At 53.2% G+C, this 16,521-nt stretch carries 16 protein-coding genes; 10 read left to right on the plus strand and 6 right to left on the minus strand.

Features of this window, described 5'->3' with window-relative positions:
- The first annotated feature begins 265 nt into the window (after positions 1-265).
- From Q4E40_RS02295 to Q4E40_RS02310, 4 genes are all read left to right on the plus strand, one after another.
- Positions 266-3,892, plus strand: coding sequence for a T9SS-dependent M36 family metallopeptidase (locus Q4E40_RS02295; protein WP_303409786.1), 3,627 nt, complete (start codon positions 266-268; stop codon positions 3,890-3,892).
- 211 nt (positions 3,893-4,103) lie between these two features.
- Entirely contained in the window at positions 4,104-4,343 is a 240-nt protein-coding gene (locus Q4E40_RS02300) for a hypothetical protein (RefSeq protein WP_303409787.1), read from the plus strand.
- A 144-nt stretch (positions 4,344-4,487) separates the two neighbouring features.
- Complete coding sequence (locus tag Q4E40_RS02305) at positions 4,488-5,069, plus strand: hypothetical protein (protein ID WP_303409788.1); 582 nt, start codon at positions 4,488-4,490, stop codon at positions 5,067-5,069.
- A 130-nt stretch (positions 5,070-5,199) separates the two neighbouring features.
- Positions 5,200-5,784, plus strand: coding sequence for a hypothetical protein (locus Q4E40_RS02310; protein ID WP_303409789.1), 585 nt, complete (start codon positions 5,200-5,202; stop codon positions 5,782-5,784).
- An 88-nt stretch (positions 5,785-5,872) separates the two neighbouring features.
- Here Q4E40_RS02310 and Q4E40_RS02315 read toward each other — a convergent pair whose 3' ends face one another.
- Positions 5,873-6,361 carry a peroxiredoxin gene (locus Q4E40_RS02315; protein ID WP_303409790.1) on the minus strand — a complete coding sequence of 163 codons (489 nt, stop codon included), beginning with the start codon at positions 6,359-6,361 and terminating at the stop codon, positions 5,873-5,875.
- 137 nt (positions 6,362-6,498) lie between these two features.
- Between Q4E40_RS02315 and Q4E40_RS02320 the strand changes: the two genes are divergently transcribed.
- From Q4E40_RS02320 to Q4E40_RS02340, 5 genes are all read left to right on the plus strand, one after another.
- Complete coding sequence (locus Q4E40_RS02320) at positions 6,499-7,191, plus strand: glycosyltransferase family 2 protein (RefSeq protein ID WP_303409791.1); 693 nt, start codon at positions 6,499-6,501, stop codon at positions 7,189-7,191.
- Positions 7,192-7,210: 19 nt separating this feature from the next.
- Positions 7,211-8,692, plus strand: coding sequence for a cellulose synthase family protein (locus tag Q4E40_RS02325; protein WP_303409792.1), 1,482 nt, complete (start codon positions 7,211-7,213; stop codon positions 8,690-8,692).
- Positions 8,689-10,041: an MptA/MptB family glycosyltransferase gene (locus tag Q4E40_RS02330; RefSeq protein ID WP_303409793.1), complete on the plus strand. Its 1,353-nt coding sequence runs from the start codon at positions 8,689-8,691 to the stop codon at positions 10,039-10,041. Before Q4E40_RS02325 ends, Q4E40_RS02330 begins: the two co-directional genes overlap by 4 nt.
- 87 nt (positions 10,042-10,128) lie before the next feature.
- On the plus strand, positions 10,129-10,935 hold the full coding sequence (gene bla / locus Q4E40_RS02335) for a subclass B1 metallo-beta-lactamase (protein ID WP_303409794.1): 807 nt from the start codon (positions 10,129-10,131) through the stop codon (positions 10,933-10,935).
- Positions 10,936-11,449: 514 nt separating this feature from the next.
- Positions 11,450-11,884 carry a hypothetical protein gene (locus Q4E40_RS02340; protein WP_303409795.1) on the plus strand — a complete coding sequence of 145 codons (435 nt, stop codon included), beginning with the start codon at positions 11,450-11,452 and terminating at the stop codon, positions 11,882-11,884.
- A gap of 52 nt (positions 11,885-11,936) precedes the next feature.
- Here Q4E40_RS02340 and Q4E40_RS02345 read toward each other — a convergent pair whose 3' ends face one another.
- Complete coding sequence (locus Q4E40_RS02345) at positions 11,937-12,620, minus strand: DUF2461 domain-containing protein (RefSeq protein ID WP_303409796.1); 684 nt, start codon at positions 12,618-12,620, stop codon at positions 11,937-11,939.
- A 204-nt stretch (positions 12,621-12,824) separates the two neighbouring features.
- Between Q4E40_RS02345 and Q4E40_RS02350 the strand changes: the two genes are divergently transcribed.
- Positions 12,825-13,991: a L,D-transpeptidase family protein gene (locus Q4E40_RS02350; protein WP_303409797.1), complete on the plus strand. Its 1,167-nt coding sequence runs from the start codon at positions 12,825-12,827 to the stop codon at positions 13,989-13,991.
- A 2-nt stretch (positions 13,992-13,993) separates the two neighbouring features.
- Here Q4E40_RS02350 and Q4E40_RS02355 read toward each other — a convergent pair whose 3' ends face one another.
- Genes Q4E40_RS02355 through Q4E40_RS02370 form a run of 4 tightly spaced genes read right to left on the minus strand, consistent with a single transcriptional unit; the run spans position 13,994 to position 16,521 of the window.
- Positions 13,994-14,599 (minus strand): TIGR04282 family arsenosugar biosynthesis glycosyltransferase, encoded by a 606-nt coding sequence (locus Q4E40_RS02355; RefSeq protein WP_303409798.1) that lies wholly within the window; start codon positions 14,597-14,599, stop codon positions 13,994-13,996.
- The gene (locus Q4E40_RS02360; RefSeq protein WP_303409799.1) at positions 14,592-15,110 is read right to left on the minus strand and encodes a rhodanese-like domain-containing protein; all 519 of its coding nucleotides are present in this window, start codon (positions 15,108-15,110) and stop codon (positions 14,592-14,594) included. The genes Q4E40_RS02355 and Q4E40_RS02360 overlap by 8 nt, the downstream gene beginning before the upstream one ends.
- A gap of 7 nt (positions 15,111-15,117) precedes the next feature.
- Positions 15,118-16,182, minus strand: coding sequence for an arsenosugar biosynthesis radical SAM (seleno)protein ArsS (arsS, locus tag Q4E40_RS02365; RefSeq protein WP_303409800.1), 1,065 nt, complete (start codon positions 16,180-16,182; stop codon positions 15,118-15,120).
- A gap of 3 nt (positions 16,183-16,185) precedes the next feature.
- Positions 16,186-16,521 (minus strand): arsenosugar biosynthesis-associated peroxidase-like protein, encoded by a 336-nt coding sequence (locus tag Q4E40_RS02370; RefSeq protein ID WP_188500166.1) that lies wholly within the window; start codon positions 16,519-16,521, stop codon positions 16,186-16,188.

Raw genomic sequence — 16,521 nt, forward strand, 5'->3', positions numbered from 1 at the left:
TGCAAAACATCCCCTCCTAATCCTCCAAAGATGCAAAAAGGGATACAATCTCCTCTACAATGATGTTATGACGCACAAATCCATCGGCCAACAACCCTCGTAAATGCATCATTATCAGTTAAAAACTGGTAGGTGTCGCTCTTTTACTATTCTGCGCATACAAAGTAACGCACAGTTATATAGTACAAAGAAACACACCTAAACCCGATTTAAAACCCCATCAAAGAATACTATATGTAACATTTCTAATTCTAAACTCTCCTCTATGAAACTAAGATTACCGTGCAATCCATTGTTTTTACTTGGATTGATTCTTTTGTTGGTATCGGGCAATGCAAACGCCCAGTCTGCCCTCGACGCAGCCCTGCGGCACATCGACCAGACCAAGGCAGAATACAAGCTCAATGCCGCTGATCTCTCCGACTACGTGGTCACTGACCAGTATACTTCCAAGCACAACGGCATCACGCACATCTACCTCCGACAGCGCCACCAGGGCATTGAAGTGGTGGACGCCAATATCAACATCAACATCGATCGTGATGGCAATGTGATCAACATGGGCAACCGGTTTATACCTAACCTGCGCGGTGCCATCAAAGGCAATGCGGCCGCCCTCTCCCCTGAGCGCGCCGCTATCGCAGCAGCTACTGCGCTCAAGCTCAGCCCAAAGCAGCCCATTAAACTAAAAGAACGCAAAGCACCTACCCCCAAACTGCCTGCCGCCGCTAAAGCTGTGGTGCTGACAGATGGCGGTATTTCACTGCAGCCTATACCTGCCAAACTGGTTTACCAGCCTATGCCGAACGGTGATGTGCGCCTGGCCTGGGAAGTAGACATCTACAACACGGACGCCCAGCACTACTGGAACATGCGCATTGACGCAGCTTCCGGGCAGGTGCTCAAACAGCAGGACCTGGTCATTCACGATAACTGGGGCCTGCCTGTGGTGACAGATGACCCGCACCAGAAAATGGCCCTTGTAACGCAGAACAGAAAAGGCCGCGTGGCTACAAAAGCGGAGCGACTGAAAGCACAACAGGATTTCTATACCCAGGCTTTCGCACCGCGTAGCGTGGCAGCTGCTGCCGTGGCTTCCAGCGGTACCTACCGCATTTACGACGCCCCTTTCGAAACACCGAGCCATGGCGACCGCACCCTGGTAACAGGCAAGGAAAACCCGCTTGCCTCGCCCCTCGGCTGGCACAACGATGGTCTTCTCTCCTACACCATCACCAAAGGCAACAACGTGCATGCCTACGAAGACCGCCTGGGCGCCAATGCCGGCACCAGCCCGGACGGCGGACTCAACCTCAATTTCGACTTCCCACTCGACCTCTCCAAAGAGCCTGACACCTATGTGAAAGCAGCCACCACCAACCTGTTTTACTGGAATAACATCATCCACGACCTGTTCTACCAGTATGGTTTTGATGAAGCCAGCGGCAACTTTCAGCAGAAGAATTTTACGGGTGAAGGCATGGGACTGGACGCCGTGATGGCGGAGGCGCAGGATGGCGGCGGTACCAACAACGCCAATTTCCTGACACTGCAGGACGGTGTACCCGGCCGCATGCAGATGTACCTCTGGACCTCTTCGGTGCCTGCCAAACTGCTCCACATCACGGCCCCTTCGGCAGTAGCGGGCTCTTATACCGGTGTGCAGGCGGCTTTTGGTCCGGCGATTGACGAAACAGGCGTATCGGGCAAGATCGTGCTGGCGGATCCGGCCAACGGTTGTAACGCCGCTCCTGAGCTTCCGGCCGGTTCTGTACCTCTCCCTTTCAACAACCAGGCACAAATAACCGGAAATATTGCGTTGGTTGATCGTGGCGATTGCTCTTTCATCTCCAAAGCGCTCAACGCACAGGCCTCGGGTGCCACCGGTGTTATCGTCGTGAACAACATAGATGGCCCGGCTATGTCGATGGGCGGCGATGAAACAGGCGCACTGGTACTGATTCCAACCATCATGATCAGCAAAGCAGACGGCGATAAACTGAAGACTGCACTGGCCCAGGGCCTGACCGGCGCTCTGCGCCTGGAAGGCGGCGTACCACCCTTGCGCGACGGTGACCTGGACAACGGTATCATCGCCCACGAGTACGGCCATGGCATATCCACCCGCCTTACCGGTGGCCCAAGCACACAGTGTCTGTCAGGCGCTGAGCAGGGCGGCGAAGGCTGGAGCGATTTCTTCGGTTTGATGATGACCATGCGCGTTGGCGACACAGGTACGCAGCGCCGTGGCATTGGTACTTATGTACTTTCTGAAGGTATAGACGGCAACGGTATACGACCAGCGCCTTACAGCACCGACATGGGCATCAACCCTTATACCTACAAGATGATCGCCAATCCGGAGATATCTGTACCGCACGGGGTGGGCTTCATTTGGGCTACGATGCTGTGGGATATGACCTGGAACCTGATCGACGAATACGGCTATGACCCCGATCTGCACAATGGCAAAGGCGGCAACAACATTGCCCTGCAACTGGTGATGGACGGTTTGAAACTGCAGCCCTGCAGCCCTGGCTTCATTGATGCCCGCGACGCCATTCTGGCTGCCGACCGTATCAACAACGGCGGTGCCAACCAATGCCACATCTGGCGTGCCTTTGCCAAGCGCGGCCTCGGCTACAGCGCCACGCAGGGCAGCAACAACGACCTGACCGACGGCACTGAAGCTTTTGACATGCCACCGTCTTGCGAACCGCAGTTTGCCATTAAGCTGCAGGCCACCCCTTCTCCGGTTACTGACGGTGGGGAACTGACCTACAGGATCACGGTGAAAAATGAAACAGCTGGCTCTGTAAACAATGTATCCATTACCAACCCACTGCCAGAGGGAACTGTATTCGTACAGGAATCAAGCAAAGACGCGCCTAAGCTGAGCAACGGGGTAGTAACCTTCAAGTCAGTGAAGATGGCCCAGGGTGAGACGCTGGAGCGCACTTTCAAGGTACGCGTAAACAAAGGCACCGGCACGACCGTGTTCTTCCACGATGACATGGAGAGTGGTGGCGGCAAGTGGAAGACAGCCCGCGGCCTTGGTCTGAGTGACTGGCAGTTGAGTACCAAGAACCCGCATAGCGGCGGCACCTCCTGGTTTGCCGTGGATCCGGACGCTTTCAGCGACCAGTACCTGATCACGGCGCAGCCTGTGACCGTTGGAGAAAATGCGCTGCTTCGCTTCTGGCACAGCTACGCAACCGAAGACGGATTTGACGGTGGTGTAGTCGAAATCAGTACGAACCGCGGCCTCACCTGGAGCAACCTGGGCGGCAAAATGATCCAGAACGGCTACAACGGTGAAATCCCACTGCTCAATGCCTCTACTATTAACGGACCGGCCTTCACGGGTGGCAGCAACGGCTACATACAGACCATTGCGGACCTGAGTAGCTACAAAGGCCAGAATGTGCTGATCCGTTTCCGCATGGGCTCTGATGTGCTCACAGGTGCCACCGGTTGGTATGTGGATGACGTAGATATTGTGTCGAACCCGACTGTGGTGAGCAGCACTGCCTATGTCACCTCTAGGTTTGGAGGGGATGCCAATGCAACCGCTGAAACGCTCGTGCTAAAGGCAGGCAGTCTGTCACAGAGCAGTGTGCTTACGGCCAAAGCGGCAGATACGCGTGAAATCCTGTTCCCGAACCCAGCTCAGAACAGAATCAGTCTGAAACTGGCGGAGAAAGCGACAGGCCCTGTGCTGATAACCGTTGCCAATGCCCTTGGTCAGCAGGTGGCACGGCACGAAATTTCAGCAGAAGATGCAGGCAGTGGCGCTACCCTGTCGCTGGAGGATCTCACCAATGGCATCTACTACTTCACGGTGCGTAATGGCGACAGGAGCAGTACCCATAAAGTGATCATTCGAAAATAGCATACCTATAGATTAAGAGCAAAAGCCACCCCGAGAGGGGGTGGCTTTTTTCTTTTTACACCTACTCAGCCAAATAAGTACAATATAGGGTTTCCATATAACTTTTATTCATATGGTAGTATTGAAATAGTTATAAACAAAAGACCGGGTATACGTGTTTAACAAGTGTAGGGTATATGTACCTTATATTGTATTACTTAAATCTTTGATAATGGAAACGTTTTTGCCGGATATAGCAAGTTTACTCTTTTTTCTAACCTTAGCCATTTATTCTTTACTGGTGGTATTTATGCTGGTGTGGACTTACCACGACGCGGAAAGCCGTGGTGTGAGGGGCTTACTGGTCGTTATTCCGACGTTCATGACCGGAACCATCCTGGGGGTTATCCTTTGGCTGGTGTTCAGACCGGAGTTGAAGCCAGTGCCAGTTATGGTAAGGGTAGGTGAGTGAGTGATGTGATGATGATAGTTAAACAGAGCAGCCGGGTTTTATCCGGCTGTTTTTATTTTATCCCTACCCTAAGACGCTAATCTGCGTTTTTTAGACTATCAAACAGATTAAGTTCGTTAATTTGCAGTATAGCCTAATGAACGTATGAAGTCAATTCGCTTACTCCTATACCTGTCCTTGTTCGGTGCCTCCCTGTGGCTCAGCTCCTGCAACGACTGCGAAACCACGGTGGCCCAGTTTGAGAACGGCGACAGCAGCTGGACTGTGTACAACTCCGGCGACTCTCTTCTTATGGTTGACAGCAGCACACCGGATACTGTTCGCGTGTTTTTGAACACCCGCATTAACTCCGATCCTATACCTGGCGAAGGTTTTAGCCCAGCCGATGTGTGCATTGAGCAGTACTACACCCGCCGCACCAGCGTGATGCAGCATAACGACCGACGCTATCCTGCCCTAACGGTTGTAGCCGTGCGCATGCCCGATTCTATTCGCGTGAGCCTGGTAGTGGCCGGCAAAGCCGAGCTTCCTATCCGGAATACCGACACGCCGGATCATGCTTCTCTTGCCGTAGGAGGTATAACTTACCAGGATGTGTACGATGTCGTGAATCCGGACAGCAGTGCGACTGGCGTGAGCCGCATCCTGTTCAACCGCGAGTTTGGCTTTCTGCAGGTGGCCTATTTGAACAAACGGACCCTGACGCGGACGACCCGCAAACAATAACCGAAAAGAGTTGCAACATTTATTTTTATACCTGCTTGCAACGCTTTGCCTCCAAAACGACTCTTACCTGTAGGTATGGCTATACCTAAAACAAAGGAACAATTCACCATTACAATCAAATTTCACCCAAATGACACACAGTATCAAACTGGTAGGCGCATTTATACTGGCGGCCCTGCTCTTTACCTCTTGCAAAGATTGCGACACCACAACAACTCAATTTGACGAAAAGGACGTGGAATGGCTCGTTTACGATCGGGGAGACACTGTCCGCTTTTTGAACGAGGTAGGCGACACTGTGACCTACACCAACACGGCGCTGGTAGCCGAGCAGGTACCGGGCGAAGGCTACAACGTTTCTGACAACTGCATTGGCCATTTTGATGTGCAGGCGTACAGTGTGATGGAAGATGTTGCCAGAAACAACACAGGCGCCACCAAAAACCCAGGCCTTGCGACCTATTTTCTAAAGCGCGAAAAGGGCCTGGAAGTGTCGGTAGCCGTGGATGAGCGGGGTGAGTACAAGCTAAACCTTGCCCAGCCGACCTACCCTTCTGTCGAGGTAAACGATGTGCTCTATAATGAGGTATACGAAGTGGTAAACAGCGATGCCAGCAAAGTGACCAACGTGAAGCGCATTTTGTTTAACAAGCAGAGCGGCTTCCTGAGCGTGGAGTTCTACAATGACAAGAAACTGGAGCTGATCTTCGAATAAGAAGCTATACCCATAAAAAAGCTATACCATAGCAAAGGCCCGGTGCGAAAAACACCGGGCCTTTTCAATTTATAAGGTTTTACAAATCTTAAGCGTACTGCGCTATGCTGTCGTGGTTGATGTCGTACAACACATCCAGTACCTGCTGCACGTGCTCCGCTGGCTTTGACAGGGAGTTGAACACATACTGCACTTCCCCTTTCTTGTCGATCACATAGATGGAACGTCCCGGCATGATACCGAACTTGCGCGGCACCCCGTACAGATTCCGGATCTGTGCATCGCAATCGCTCAACAGCGTAAAAGGCAGACGGTACATTCGCTCGAAGCGCTTGTGGGCGTCGGCCTTGTCGTAGCTGATGCACACGACCTCGGTGTCCAGGTCCTGGAACGTATCGTAGTGATCCCTGAACTCACAGGCTTGTTTGGTACAATCGGTTGAACTGTCCTTCGGGTAGAAGTACAGCACCACGTTTTTCTTCTTCAACAACTCGTAAAGTCGGAAAAAACCACCATCCAATCGCTGCAATTCAAAATCAGGGGCTTTATCTCCAATCTTAACTACATCTTTACCCATAATAAAAAAAAGTGCTACTCTCTATAAGCCTTCCGACTACCGAAAGGTTCAATTGGCAAATGTAATACACTTAGTACCACAAAAGCTATACCTGACCCTCAATAGCTTAGCAGAATATTTTTACCCAAATTTGCAGCATGCCCCGAATCAGCGTTATCATACCCGCCTACAACGAAGAAAATTCCATCGCACACGTTATCAGCGACATACCTGCCGATCTGGTACAGGAAGTAATCGTGGTGAACAACAATTCGTCGGACAATACCCCCGAGTTCGCTCGGGCAGCCGGTGCCACCGTGCTCGACGAACCCCGGCCAGGGTATGGCAATGCCTGTCTCAAAGGGATAGCCTACGTTGCCGAGAAGCCATTGCAGGAGCAGCCTGACCTTATCGTGTTCCTGGATGGCGACTATTCCGACTACCCCGGCGAACTGCCGCAGGTGGTGCAGCCCATTCTGGAGGGCAGTGCAGACCTGGTGATCGGTTCACGCGTATTGGGAAAGCGGGAAGCAGGCGCACTGATGCCGCAGCAGATCTTCGGCAACTGGCTGGCCACTACCTTGCTGCGCTGGCTCTACGGTGTCCGCTATACTGATCTGGGTCCTTTCCGGGCCATCCGTTTCAGCACGCTACAGCAGCTGGGCATGCGCGACCGCAACTATGGCTGGACCGTGGAGATGCAGGCCCGCGCAGCCAAACAAAAGATCCGGTATGCGGAAGTGCCCGTAAACTACCGCAAGCGCATTGGCGTCTCGAAAGTTTCGGGTACGGTGAAAGGCTCGGTGCTGGCCGGGTATAAGATTATATTGACTATATTTAAGCTCCTGTAGCCTAAACCAGAGCAGCCGCATGACGATTTTCCAGCTCCTTCTTGTTGCCGTGTATGGTCTTTGCCTGGCCTTCATTTTCTGCTACAGCCTGGTGCAACTGCACCTCACCTTCCTCTACTGGACCCGCCGGAAAGCTATACCTGCACCTGAGGCCATACCTGACGAACACTATACCTGGCCTGCCGTGACGGTGCAGCTTCCGCTCTACAACGAACGCTATGTAGTGGAACGCCTGATCGACGCCGTGACCGCCCTCGACTACCCCCGCCACCTGCTGCAGATCCAGCTCCTCGACGACTCCACCGATGATACGAGCGAACTGATCCGGCAAAAGCTCGTCCAGTATGCCAGCACCGACCTGCGTCTAGAGCACGTGCAGCGCCCCGACCGTAGCGGCTACAAAGCCGGTGCCCTGCAGTATGGCCTGCAACAGGCCACCGGGGAGTTCATAGCCATTTTCGACGCCGACTTCGTCCCACAGCCTGACTTTCTAAAGCGCACTATACCTGCATTTGATCATGATCAGGTCGGGGTTGTGCAAACCCGCTGGGGCCACCTTAACCAGGACTATTCGCTGCTCACCCGCCTGCAGGCCTTCGGGCTGGATGCGCACTTTACGATAGAACAAGTTGGGCGCAACAGTGGCGGGCACTTTATTAACTTCAACGGCACGGCCGGGGTGTGGCGCAAAAGCTGCATTGTGGATGCTGGTGGCTGGCAGTCCGACACGTTGACCGAAGACCTGGACCTGAGCTACCGTGCCCAACTGCGGGGCTGGCGGTTCCGCTACCTACAGGCTGTCGAAGCTCCCGCCGAACTACCTGCTGCCATGGGCGCACTCAAGTCGCAGCAGTACCGCTGGACCAAAGGAGCCGCCGAGACCGCCCGCAAACACCTGGGCAAAGTGCTGCGAGCACCCATGCCGTTTTCTACCCGCCTGCACGCGGTTTTTCATCTGCTCAACAGCGGCATATTCGTCTGCGTGCTGCTCACGGCACTGCTCAGCCTGCCCATGCTATACCTGAAACACAGCGTGCCGGGACTCGAGTTGCTTTTTGCAATGGGCTCCTTGCTGATCGTCAGCTTAATGGCTTTGCTTGTTTTTTACTGGACCGCCCTGTACCAGCAAACGGGCTCGACATGGCAAACCACCAAACGCTTTATACCGGAGTTTTTCCTGTTTCTGTCTATGTCGATGGGGATGTCGCTGCACAACACGGTGGCGGTGCTGGAAGGCTACCTGGGCCGCAAAACGCCCTTTATCCGCACGCCCAAGCACAACCTGCAGCACCGTAGCGACTCCTGGCGGCAGCATGCCTATGCCATCACCAGCCTCCACCCGGTTACTGTGCTGGAGGGACTGCTCACAGTTTATTTCGGGTACAGCATCCTGGTGGGGTTTCAGCTGCACGATTACGGACTGTTGCCTTTTCATGTAATGCTGACGCTCGGTTTTGGTGCCGTTTTCGTATACTCGCTCAACCACAGCCGCCGCGCATGACCCTTGCCCGAAAGCACATAGCAACCTATACCCTGCTGGGAATATCGGCCCTCGTATACATGGCGCTGGGCTACGCGACGCCCCGGGAGAATTTCACGCAGTTGCTCCTGCTCACTTTACTGGCCTTCGGCATCTACGCCTACGTCACCAACCAGAAGCTAAACGTATGGCACGGCATCGGGGCTGGCCTGTTTTTCAGGTTGCTCTTCCTGTTCGCTATACCTGCGCTGTCCGACGATTACTTCCGTTTTGTGTGGGACGGACGCCTGCTGCTGGCTGGTGAGAACCCCTTCCTCTACCTGCCGGTACAGTTTCTGGGCGAAGAAGCGAAAGCTATACCTGGTCTCACAGCCGAACTGTTTTTGCAACTCAATTCCCCGCACTACTACTCGCTATACCCGCCGGTGCTGCAGGGCGTGTTCTGGCTGGCAGCTGCCCTCTCCCCTGAAAGCCTGACGGGCAGTATCCTGGTGATGCGGGTGATCATTTTGGTTGCCGAAGCGGGCTCTATCCTGCTTTTGCTGCGCCTCCTGCGCCGCATGGCCCTACCCGACCGCTACGTGCACATCTACGCCCTCAACCCACTGGTGATCCTCGAACTAACGGGTAACCTGCACATGGAGGCGCTGCTGATCTTCTTTCTGCTGCTTTTCCTGTACCAACTGCACTTCCAGCGCTACCTCATCGCGGCGGTGCCTTTTGCCCTGGCCGTTGGCAGTAAGTTGTTGCCGCTGATGTTCCTGCCGGTTGTATGGCGCAAGCTGGGACTCAAGCGCTTTATGAGCTTTGGCGCAGTGGTGGCCGTTGTGGTATTGCTGCTCTTTCTGCCGCTGCTTTCGCTGGAGGTGCTGCGCAATATCTGGCAAAGCATCGACCTGTATTTCCAACGGTTTGAGTTCAATGCCAGTGTCTACTACCTGCTCCGCTGGCTGGGTTATCAACTGACAGGGTACAACCAAATTGCCGTGATCGGTCCGCTATTATCGTTGGCCACCCTTTTTGTCATTTTGTCGATGGCCGCAGTGAAAAAGCTGGGCTCGGTGCGCCGACTGGCTGGCTACATGGCGGCGGCCCTCACGGTATACCTGCTGCTGGCGACTACAGTGCATCCCTGGTATATCACGACGCTGGTGGCGCTCACTACCCTGAGCCACTTCCGCTACGCCATCGTCTGGAGTTGCCTGGCTATTTTCAGCTATTCTGCCTACCGCACCAGCGCTTATACCGAGAACCTGTGGCTCGTCGCTTTGGAGTATACCTTGGTTGGACTTTGGCTGCTGGTCGAGCTATACCTGTACCGCCAGCAGATAAAGCATGCCAACCTGCCCCGGCAGAGTGTGGCGCAATAGATGTGATCTTTAAACCTGATACTATTCAACGGCATGGAAAGGCTTTCCCATTACCTACAAAATATACCCCACAGTAAACCCGGCATATTGCTCCTGGCAAGTGTGTTGTTTGCATCCGGCCTACCTTCCTGCCTGTCTTCTACCAGCAACGTAAAAAACACGGTAGCTGAACAGGAAGCTGCTTCCACTATTGACAAAAGCAGCTCTGATGTTGCCGCCAACTACAGGAAGAGTTATACCTCCGAAACATTGGAAGTACACAAAATAGCTGATCAGGTATACCAACACCTTTCCTTTCTGGAAACACAAAGCTTTGGTAAAGTTCCGTGCAACGGGATGGTGGTCATTGACCAGCAGGAAGCCATTATCTTTGACACACCGACCACAGATCAGGCTTCGTTGGAACTGATCGATTGGGTCGAGCAGCGTTTGGGATGCAAAGTAAAAGCCGTTGTCGCCACACACTTTCACCAAGACTGCCTTGGCGGACTGCCGGCGTTCCAGCGGCGGGGTATTCCGACCTACGCCAGCCATAAGACCATTGCCCTGGCCAAAGCCAACCGGACTGCCGTGCCTGAAAATGGTTTTCATAAAGAGCTGACCTTTGAGGTCGGAAATGAAAAAGTGTTGGTGTTATATCCTGGCAAAGGACACACGCACGACAACGTGGTCGGCTACTTTCCGAAGGCGGAAGCCATGTTTGGGGGCTGCCTGATCAAGGAGGTAGGCGCTGGGAAAGGCAACCTGGCTGATGCTGACACGGTCGCCTGGCCACTGACAGTGGCAAATTTGAAGACAGCCTACCCTCGCGTAAAGCATGTCATTCCGGGGCACGGCAAAGTGGGCGGTCCTGAATTACTTGATTATACTGTCCGTCTATTTGAGCCTAAATAAGGTATAAATGGAGAAAAAACATTTGCTCTTGCTATACCTTATTTAGTCCTGCATCATGCATACGAAAACAATGAGCTTTATTTCGGCAACTGCGTTCCTCCTGGTCAACACAGCCAATTGTCAACCGACTGTTATGGAGAAGCAGGGGGGGCCAAGAACAGACGGAAAACATTCTCCAGTCTAAGTAAGGTGCCTTTATTGAGCACAGTGAGTTTTTAGCACCCGGTGGAATCATCACAGCAACTGATTCCAAACTCATTTTTACGCTCATCAAGACGTTTCTTCGCCGGAATGTAAGCATCACAGAGATTCCTTTAAATGAAATAGCAGCGGTAAGAAGAACAAACACCTTTGGGATCGTGCCGAATGGAATTGTGCTGCAGCTTCAGGACGGTACAAGTCAAAAGCTTAAAACTATTGTCTTCAGAAGGAAAAAGCTTTACCACTTCCTCTTAGACCAAACAGCCCATTAAGTCGCCCCTTCCTATTTGTTACATTAATGCTTTTTGAAAAGATGGTGACAGAACCTGTATTTGAGTTAGAAGGGTTTGGCGTGCTGAAATTAATCTCCGACAAAAACGGGAGTGAATGGTTTGGTAATGTTCAGAATATCTCGAAGAATAAAACAGTCGAATTATCGATTGAAGTAGAGAGCAATTCTTTACCCTCCCCCAATCAGATAGCGTTCGCTAAGAGATTCGCTCAGCATATTGAAGTAACTGAGCAAATCATTTACGATTATATCTACAAAAGCTTCAATGAAACAGAGTGGCAAATGACAAAGGAGAGCTTGAAAAGGATGTATTATCTCTCAGCGCTAATGCTCAAAAGACATAGTGAAGATGTATGGATTACTCTTGAGCCACACGCTGACGTGCCAACGATTTTCAACCACTTTTTACGTTTCACCTTGAGAAATAATGAAATAGTGTGGAGCAATCTAGCTTAAAAAGTAGCCTAAAATAATGCAAACAGCAGCCTCAGCTATAGTCACTCAAATCTTACTCCTCCCCAATATCCTTTAAAGGCTCCGTCAGAAAACCATTGAAAGGCTTCACGGCTTTAAAGCCCTCCAACAGGGTATGCATAAAGTCTTTGCTGAGCACGACTTTGTCGGGTAGCGGCATGGTGGCGTTCCAGCTTTTGAAACGGAGGTACTCGATGGCGGGATTTTCTTTGTCGTAGCCTTTTGGCGTGGTCTTGAGCTGCTCGCCCTGTATGCCGCCGAAACGGTTTTTAAAGTCAGGTGCCTGGATGATGCGCTCCAACCCATCGAGGTTGTAGTCAATCTCCTGCCGAACGGCTTTCAGGTAGTTCGCGGGCGGCATCCACAGACCGCCGGCCAGAAAGGAATTGTTGTTGGCGGCCAGGTGCAGGTAGTAGCCCGGCATAATAGACTTGCGACCACCTTCAGCTACATAAGCCCCGAAGTGATCTTTGTACGGTCGTTTGTCGTTGGAAAAGCGCACGTCGCGGTAAATGCGAAACACCAGGTCCTTGCCTTTCTGCCCGATCGCCACGGGTTCAAAAAGCGCCATCTCTTCGAGCATCTCATCCAGAAAAGCCAGGTAGTTTTTGCGGGCGGCATCGTAGCGCGGCTTGTTCTCCTGAAACCACTCGCGGTTGTTGTTCTGTGTCAGATCGGCCAGAAAGGCCAGCGTGCTTTTGTCTATCGTTGTTGCCATGGGCTATTTCGTCGTGCTTTTAGCGATGCATTGGGCTAATATACTAGCAGGCAGGAGGCTTTGTTCATGCCCTTGCCAGATAACTCAATTTATACCTTTCTACTGACCAAACCAATTGCCAGGGCAAGAACCTAAATATGGGATACAAGCGCCTTATCTTTAGCCGATTGCGTACATCTAAATACCACCGCTTTCCTAACGCACATGTTACGTCTGCTTGCCTTCATTTTGCTGTTGCTGTACGCACTACCAGGTATAGCCAGCGATTCTACGGAGGTATGGCTACTGGTGCCGGACCAGAAACAGCAACTCCGCCAGGCCATTGCAAAGTACGAGGGGTTGAAAGACAGCGCCTGGCATACCTTCCCGGGCAAGCTACTCCTCCGCCCCGGAGACAGCAGCCGCTATACCCCGGATCTGCGAGCCAACCTGGTGCTGACCGGTGACCTGATGAGCGCTGATACTACCGAGAACGCAACGTATTATACCCGCCAGCTGGCAACGGCCGTCGCACGGTTTCAGGCAAGGCACGCGCTTAAGGCAGACAGCATCGTGGGGCCGCGCACGGTGGCTGCGCTCAACATCCCGCCCCTCCGGCGATTGCGGCAGCTGCAGAATAGCCTGTACCGCTGGGAAGCCTTCAGCCGCGACCTGCCCCAGCCTTACCTCATCGTCAACATCCCGGACTATACCTTGCGGTTGATCGATCAGGACAGTGTGTTGCTATACCTGCGCACTATTGTAGGCAAGCCTAAGGTGCCCACCATCGTTAACCACACCAAGCTGCATACCATGGTTTTCAACCCCTACTGGTACATCCCCAACTCGATTGCTTCCAAAGAAATCCTGCCCCTTCTCAAGCGCAACCCCGGCTACCTGGCTAGTCGTGACATGGAGATTTTCCGGCCTATAGCACTGGGAGGCTGGCAGAAAATAAATCCCTGGAGCGTGGATTGGAGCGCAGTTACAGCAGCTGATTTCAATTACCGGATCGTGCAGGTAACGGGGCCGCACAATGAACTGGGCCATGTGAAGTTTCTGTTCGATACCGGCGTGAGCCAGTACTTACATGACACCAAAGACAGGTACCTGTTCTCCCTGGAAAAAAGAGCCCTCAGCCATGGCTGCATCCGCCTGCAAAACCCCGAGGAACTGGCGCTTTATCTGTTGCAAGCGCGAAGTGGCCTATCGGACAAGCGCATTGAAAAGGTGCTGGCATCTGACAAGGACGAGCAATACATCCAACTCAAAAAGCCCGTGCCCCTGATCATTGTATACCTGACAGCCTGGGTTGATCCTGCGACGGGGCTGCAGTTCAGAGAAGATATTTATGGGTATGATAAGCTGGAGGAGGTACAGCTGGGGCAGTAGCTTTAGCCCAGTTCCGGCCAGTTTTCCTGCAGGTCCTCGAGCTCATCCACATCCGAAAGGTAGGGTAGCAAGGTATGGTTGAGGTGCAGGCGTTCAATGTCGGCAATGGTATCCGGAAAGACGTGCTCGGTGCTCCAGCGCTTGTCCTGAAAGAAATCACGGTATAAACGTTTCATGCCTAGCAGGTAGTAGCCTCCATCCAAAGCCGGGCCAACCACCACTTCATGCGTCTTCAGTGCCTCAAATGCCTGGTTGATGATCTCGGAGGTAAGTTGCGGGCAGTCGCTCCCGATGATGACCACTGAGGTATAGCCATCGGCAAAAGCCGTCTCAAAAGCCTTTTTCATTTTCTCGCCCAGGTCGCCTTCGGGGCGCTGCAGCCTTTTGAGGTAGAGTTGGTTAGGCCAAAGGTCGTCTTCCTCCACTTTTTCAGAATAGTACACAACTTTGTCCATGGGCAGGTGCTGGGTGATGTTGCGGGTATGGCGGAGCAGGTGCAGGTAAATGTCAAGGGCCGTTTCAGGGCCCACACTGGCAGCCAGGCGGGTCTTCACCTTGCCCAGTTCCGGGTTGCGGACGAAGAGCATCAACAGGTTTTTCTCAGTCATAAACTTTCTCTCCTTTGCGCAGCCATACGCCCCAGGCGCGGGTATAGCCGTGCACTTTTGTCGTTTGGCCCTGCGCACTATACACAGGCAGCCCTTGGTTCACCCACCCGAACAAGCCCCCATACAGGTTCCGTACGTTGGTATACCCTGCTTTCTGCAGCTGCTCGCCTATCTTCTCGCTGCGATAGCCGACAGCGCAGTATACCACCAGGGGCTTATTCGGGGGTACGTCTTTCAGGGCGGAAAGGTCAAAGTCCGCGTAGCCTACATACCAGGCACCGGGCAGGTGACTAACCTCGTATTCGTTTATACTGCGGGTATCGAGCAGCAGCGGGGCTATACCTTGCCGCAGTTCCTGCTGTAGCATTGTGACCGAAATTGTATCCACGCTGTGGCTGTAGAGCTGCCTCAGCACCAGGTTGTAAGTTGCATCCGAAGGCGGCTTGCAGGCCGAAAGCAACAGGCTCAGCAACAGTGTCAGGTATAGCCGATGATGCCAGGTAGAGCGCATGGGCAGATCAGGTAGTAGAGCCGCCGCAACTGGAGCCGGCACCGGCGGTGCAGCCGTAGCAATGCTGGTTCAGCACGATCTGCCGCCTGTCAAGCTGCGTCAGGTTGAAGTCGCGGATGTGCTGCGGCGTACCGGGCTGCACCTTCAGCTCGAGCATCTGGTTAAAGTCGCAATCGTACAAACCTCCGTCCCAGCCGACCGAAATGGTATTGCGGCACATCACATTGGCGGCCGCCACTGGGTTAAAGGCGTTCACCAGCTTTTCCATATAGCTGCTGTAGTTTCCGCTTTCCACCAGGTAGTCGAGGTAGCGGCTGATGGGCAGGTTGGTGATGCAGAACAGGTTGTTGAACACAATGTCGTAACCACTCAGCAGCCGACGCTTAAACTCCGCCTCCAACGATTTCTGACTGGCAGGCAGAAAAGCACCCGACGGATTGTAGACCAGGTCCAATTCCAGGCCACTTCCCTCCTGTCCATAGCCCACCTTGTTGAGCATCTGAAGCGCTTTGATGGATTTTTCAAACACCCCGTCGCCACGCTGGGCATCGGTGCGGGAAGCCGAAAAATAAGGCAACGAGGAAACTACCTGTACCCGGTGCGCTTTGAAAAACTCCGGCAGGTCGTGGTATTTGGGGTTGGCCAGGATGATGGTGAGGTTGCAACGCACGATCACTTGCCGACCCATAGCTGAGAGCTGCTCCACAAACCAACGGAAGTCCGGGTTCATCTCCGGTGCACCGCCTGTCAGGTCCACGATGGTGAGTTGCGGGGATTTGGCCAGGGCATTGAGGCAGAGTTGCATGGTGTCGCGGGTCATGATCTCTTTGCGATCCGGACCGGCGTCTACGTGGCAGTGGCGGCAGGTTTGGTTGCACATCTTGCCCACGTTCACCTGCAAAATAGTGGTACCGGTGGGTTGCAAAGGGTATAGCTCGTGCTCCTGCAGCTTGGCTCCAAAGAGCGGAAAATCGCCTTCCTCCGTTCCCGCGTGCTGCAATACCTCCAGTTGGAAAGCCGGGTTGGCAAACTGGTGGTGCTGCGCCTTCAGCGATTTAACAGGTATAGACATGGCTTACATCGTCAGGTCCTTGATCTTATTCATCATCTGCACGCCGTGTACCAGCGCAGCACCACCCTTGATGGCGGCGGCCACGTGCACGGCTTCCATCATCTGGTTTTCGTCGGCTCCTTTTTCAAGGCAGTCAGAAGTATAGGCGTCGATGCAGTAAGGGCACTGCACAGCATGGGACACGGCCAGGGCGATCAGGGCTTTTTCGCGCTCGGTCAGGGCGCCTTCTTTAAACACCTCGCCATAGTAATCGAAAAACTTGCGGCCCATCTCGGGCTGCAACTCGCTTATGTTCCCGAATTTCTTCAGGTCCGCCGGATTGTAATACGTATTTTCCAT

The organism is Pontibacter coccineus (assembly GCF_030546575.1).
Lineage (GTDB): Bacteria > Bacteroidota > Bacteroidia > Cytophagales > Hymenobacteraceae > Pontibacter > Pontibacter coccineus.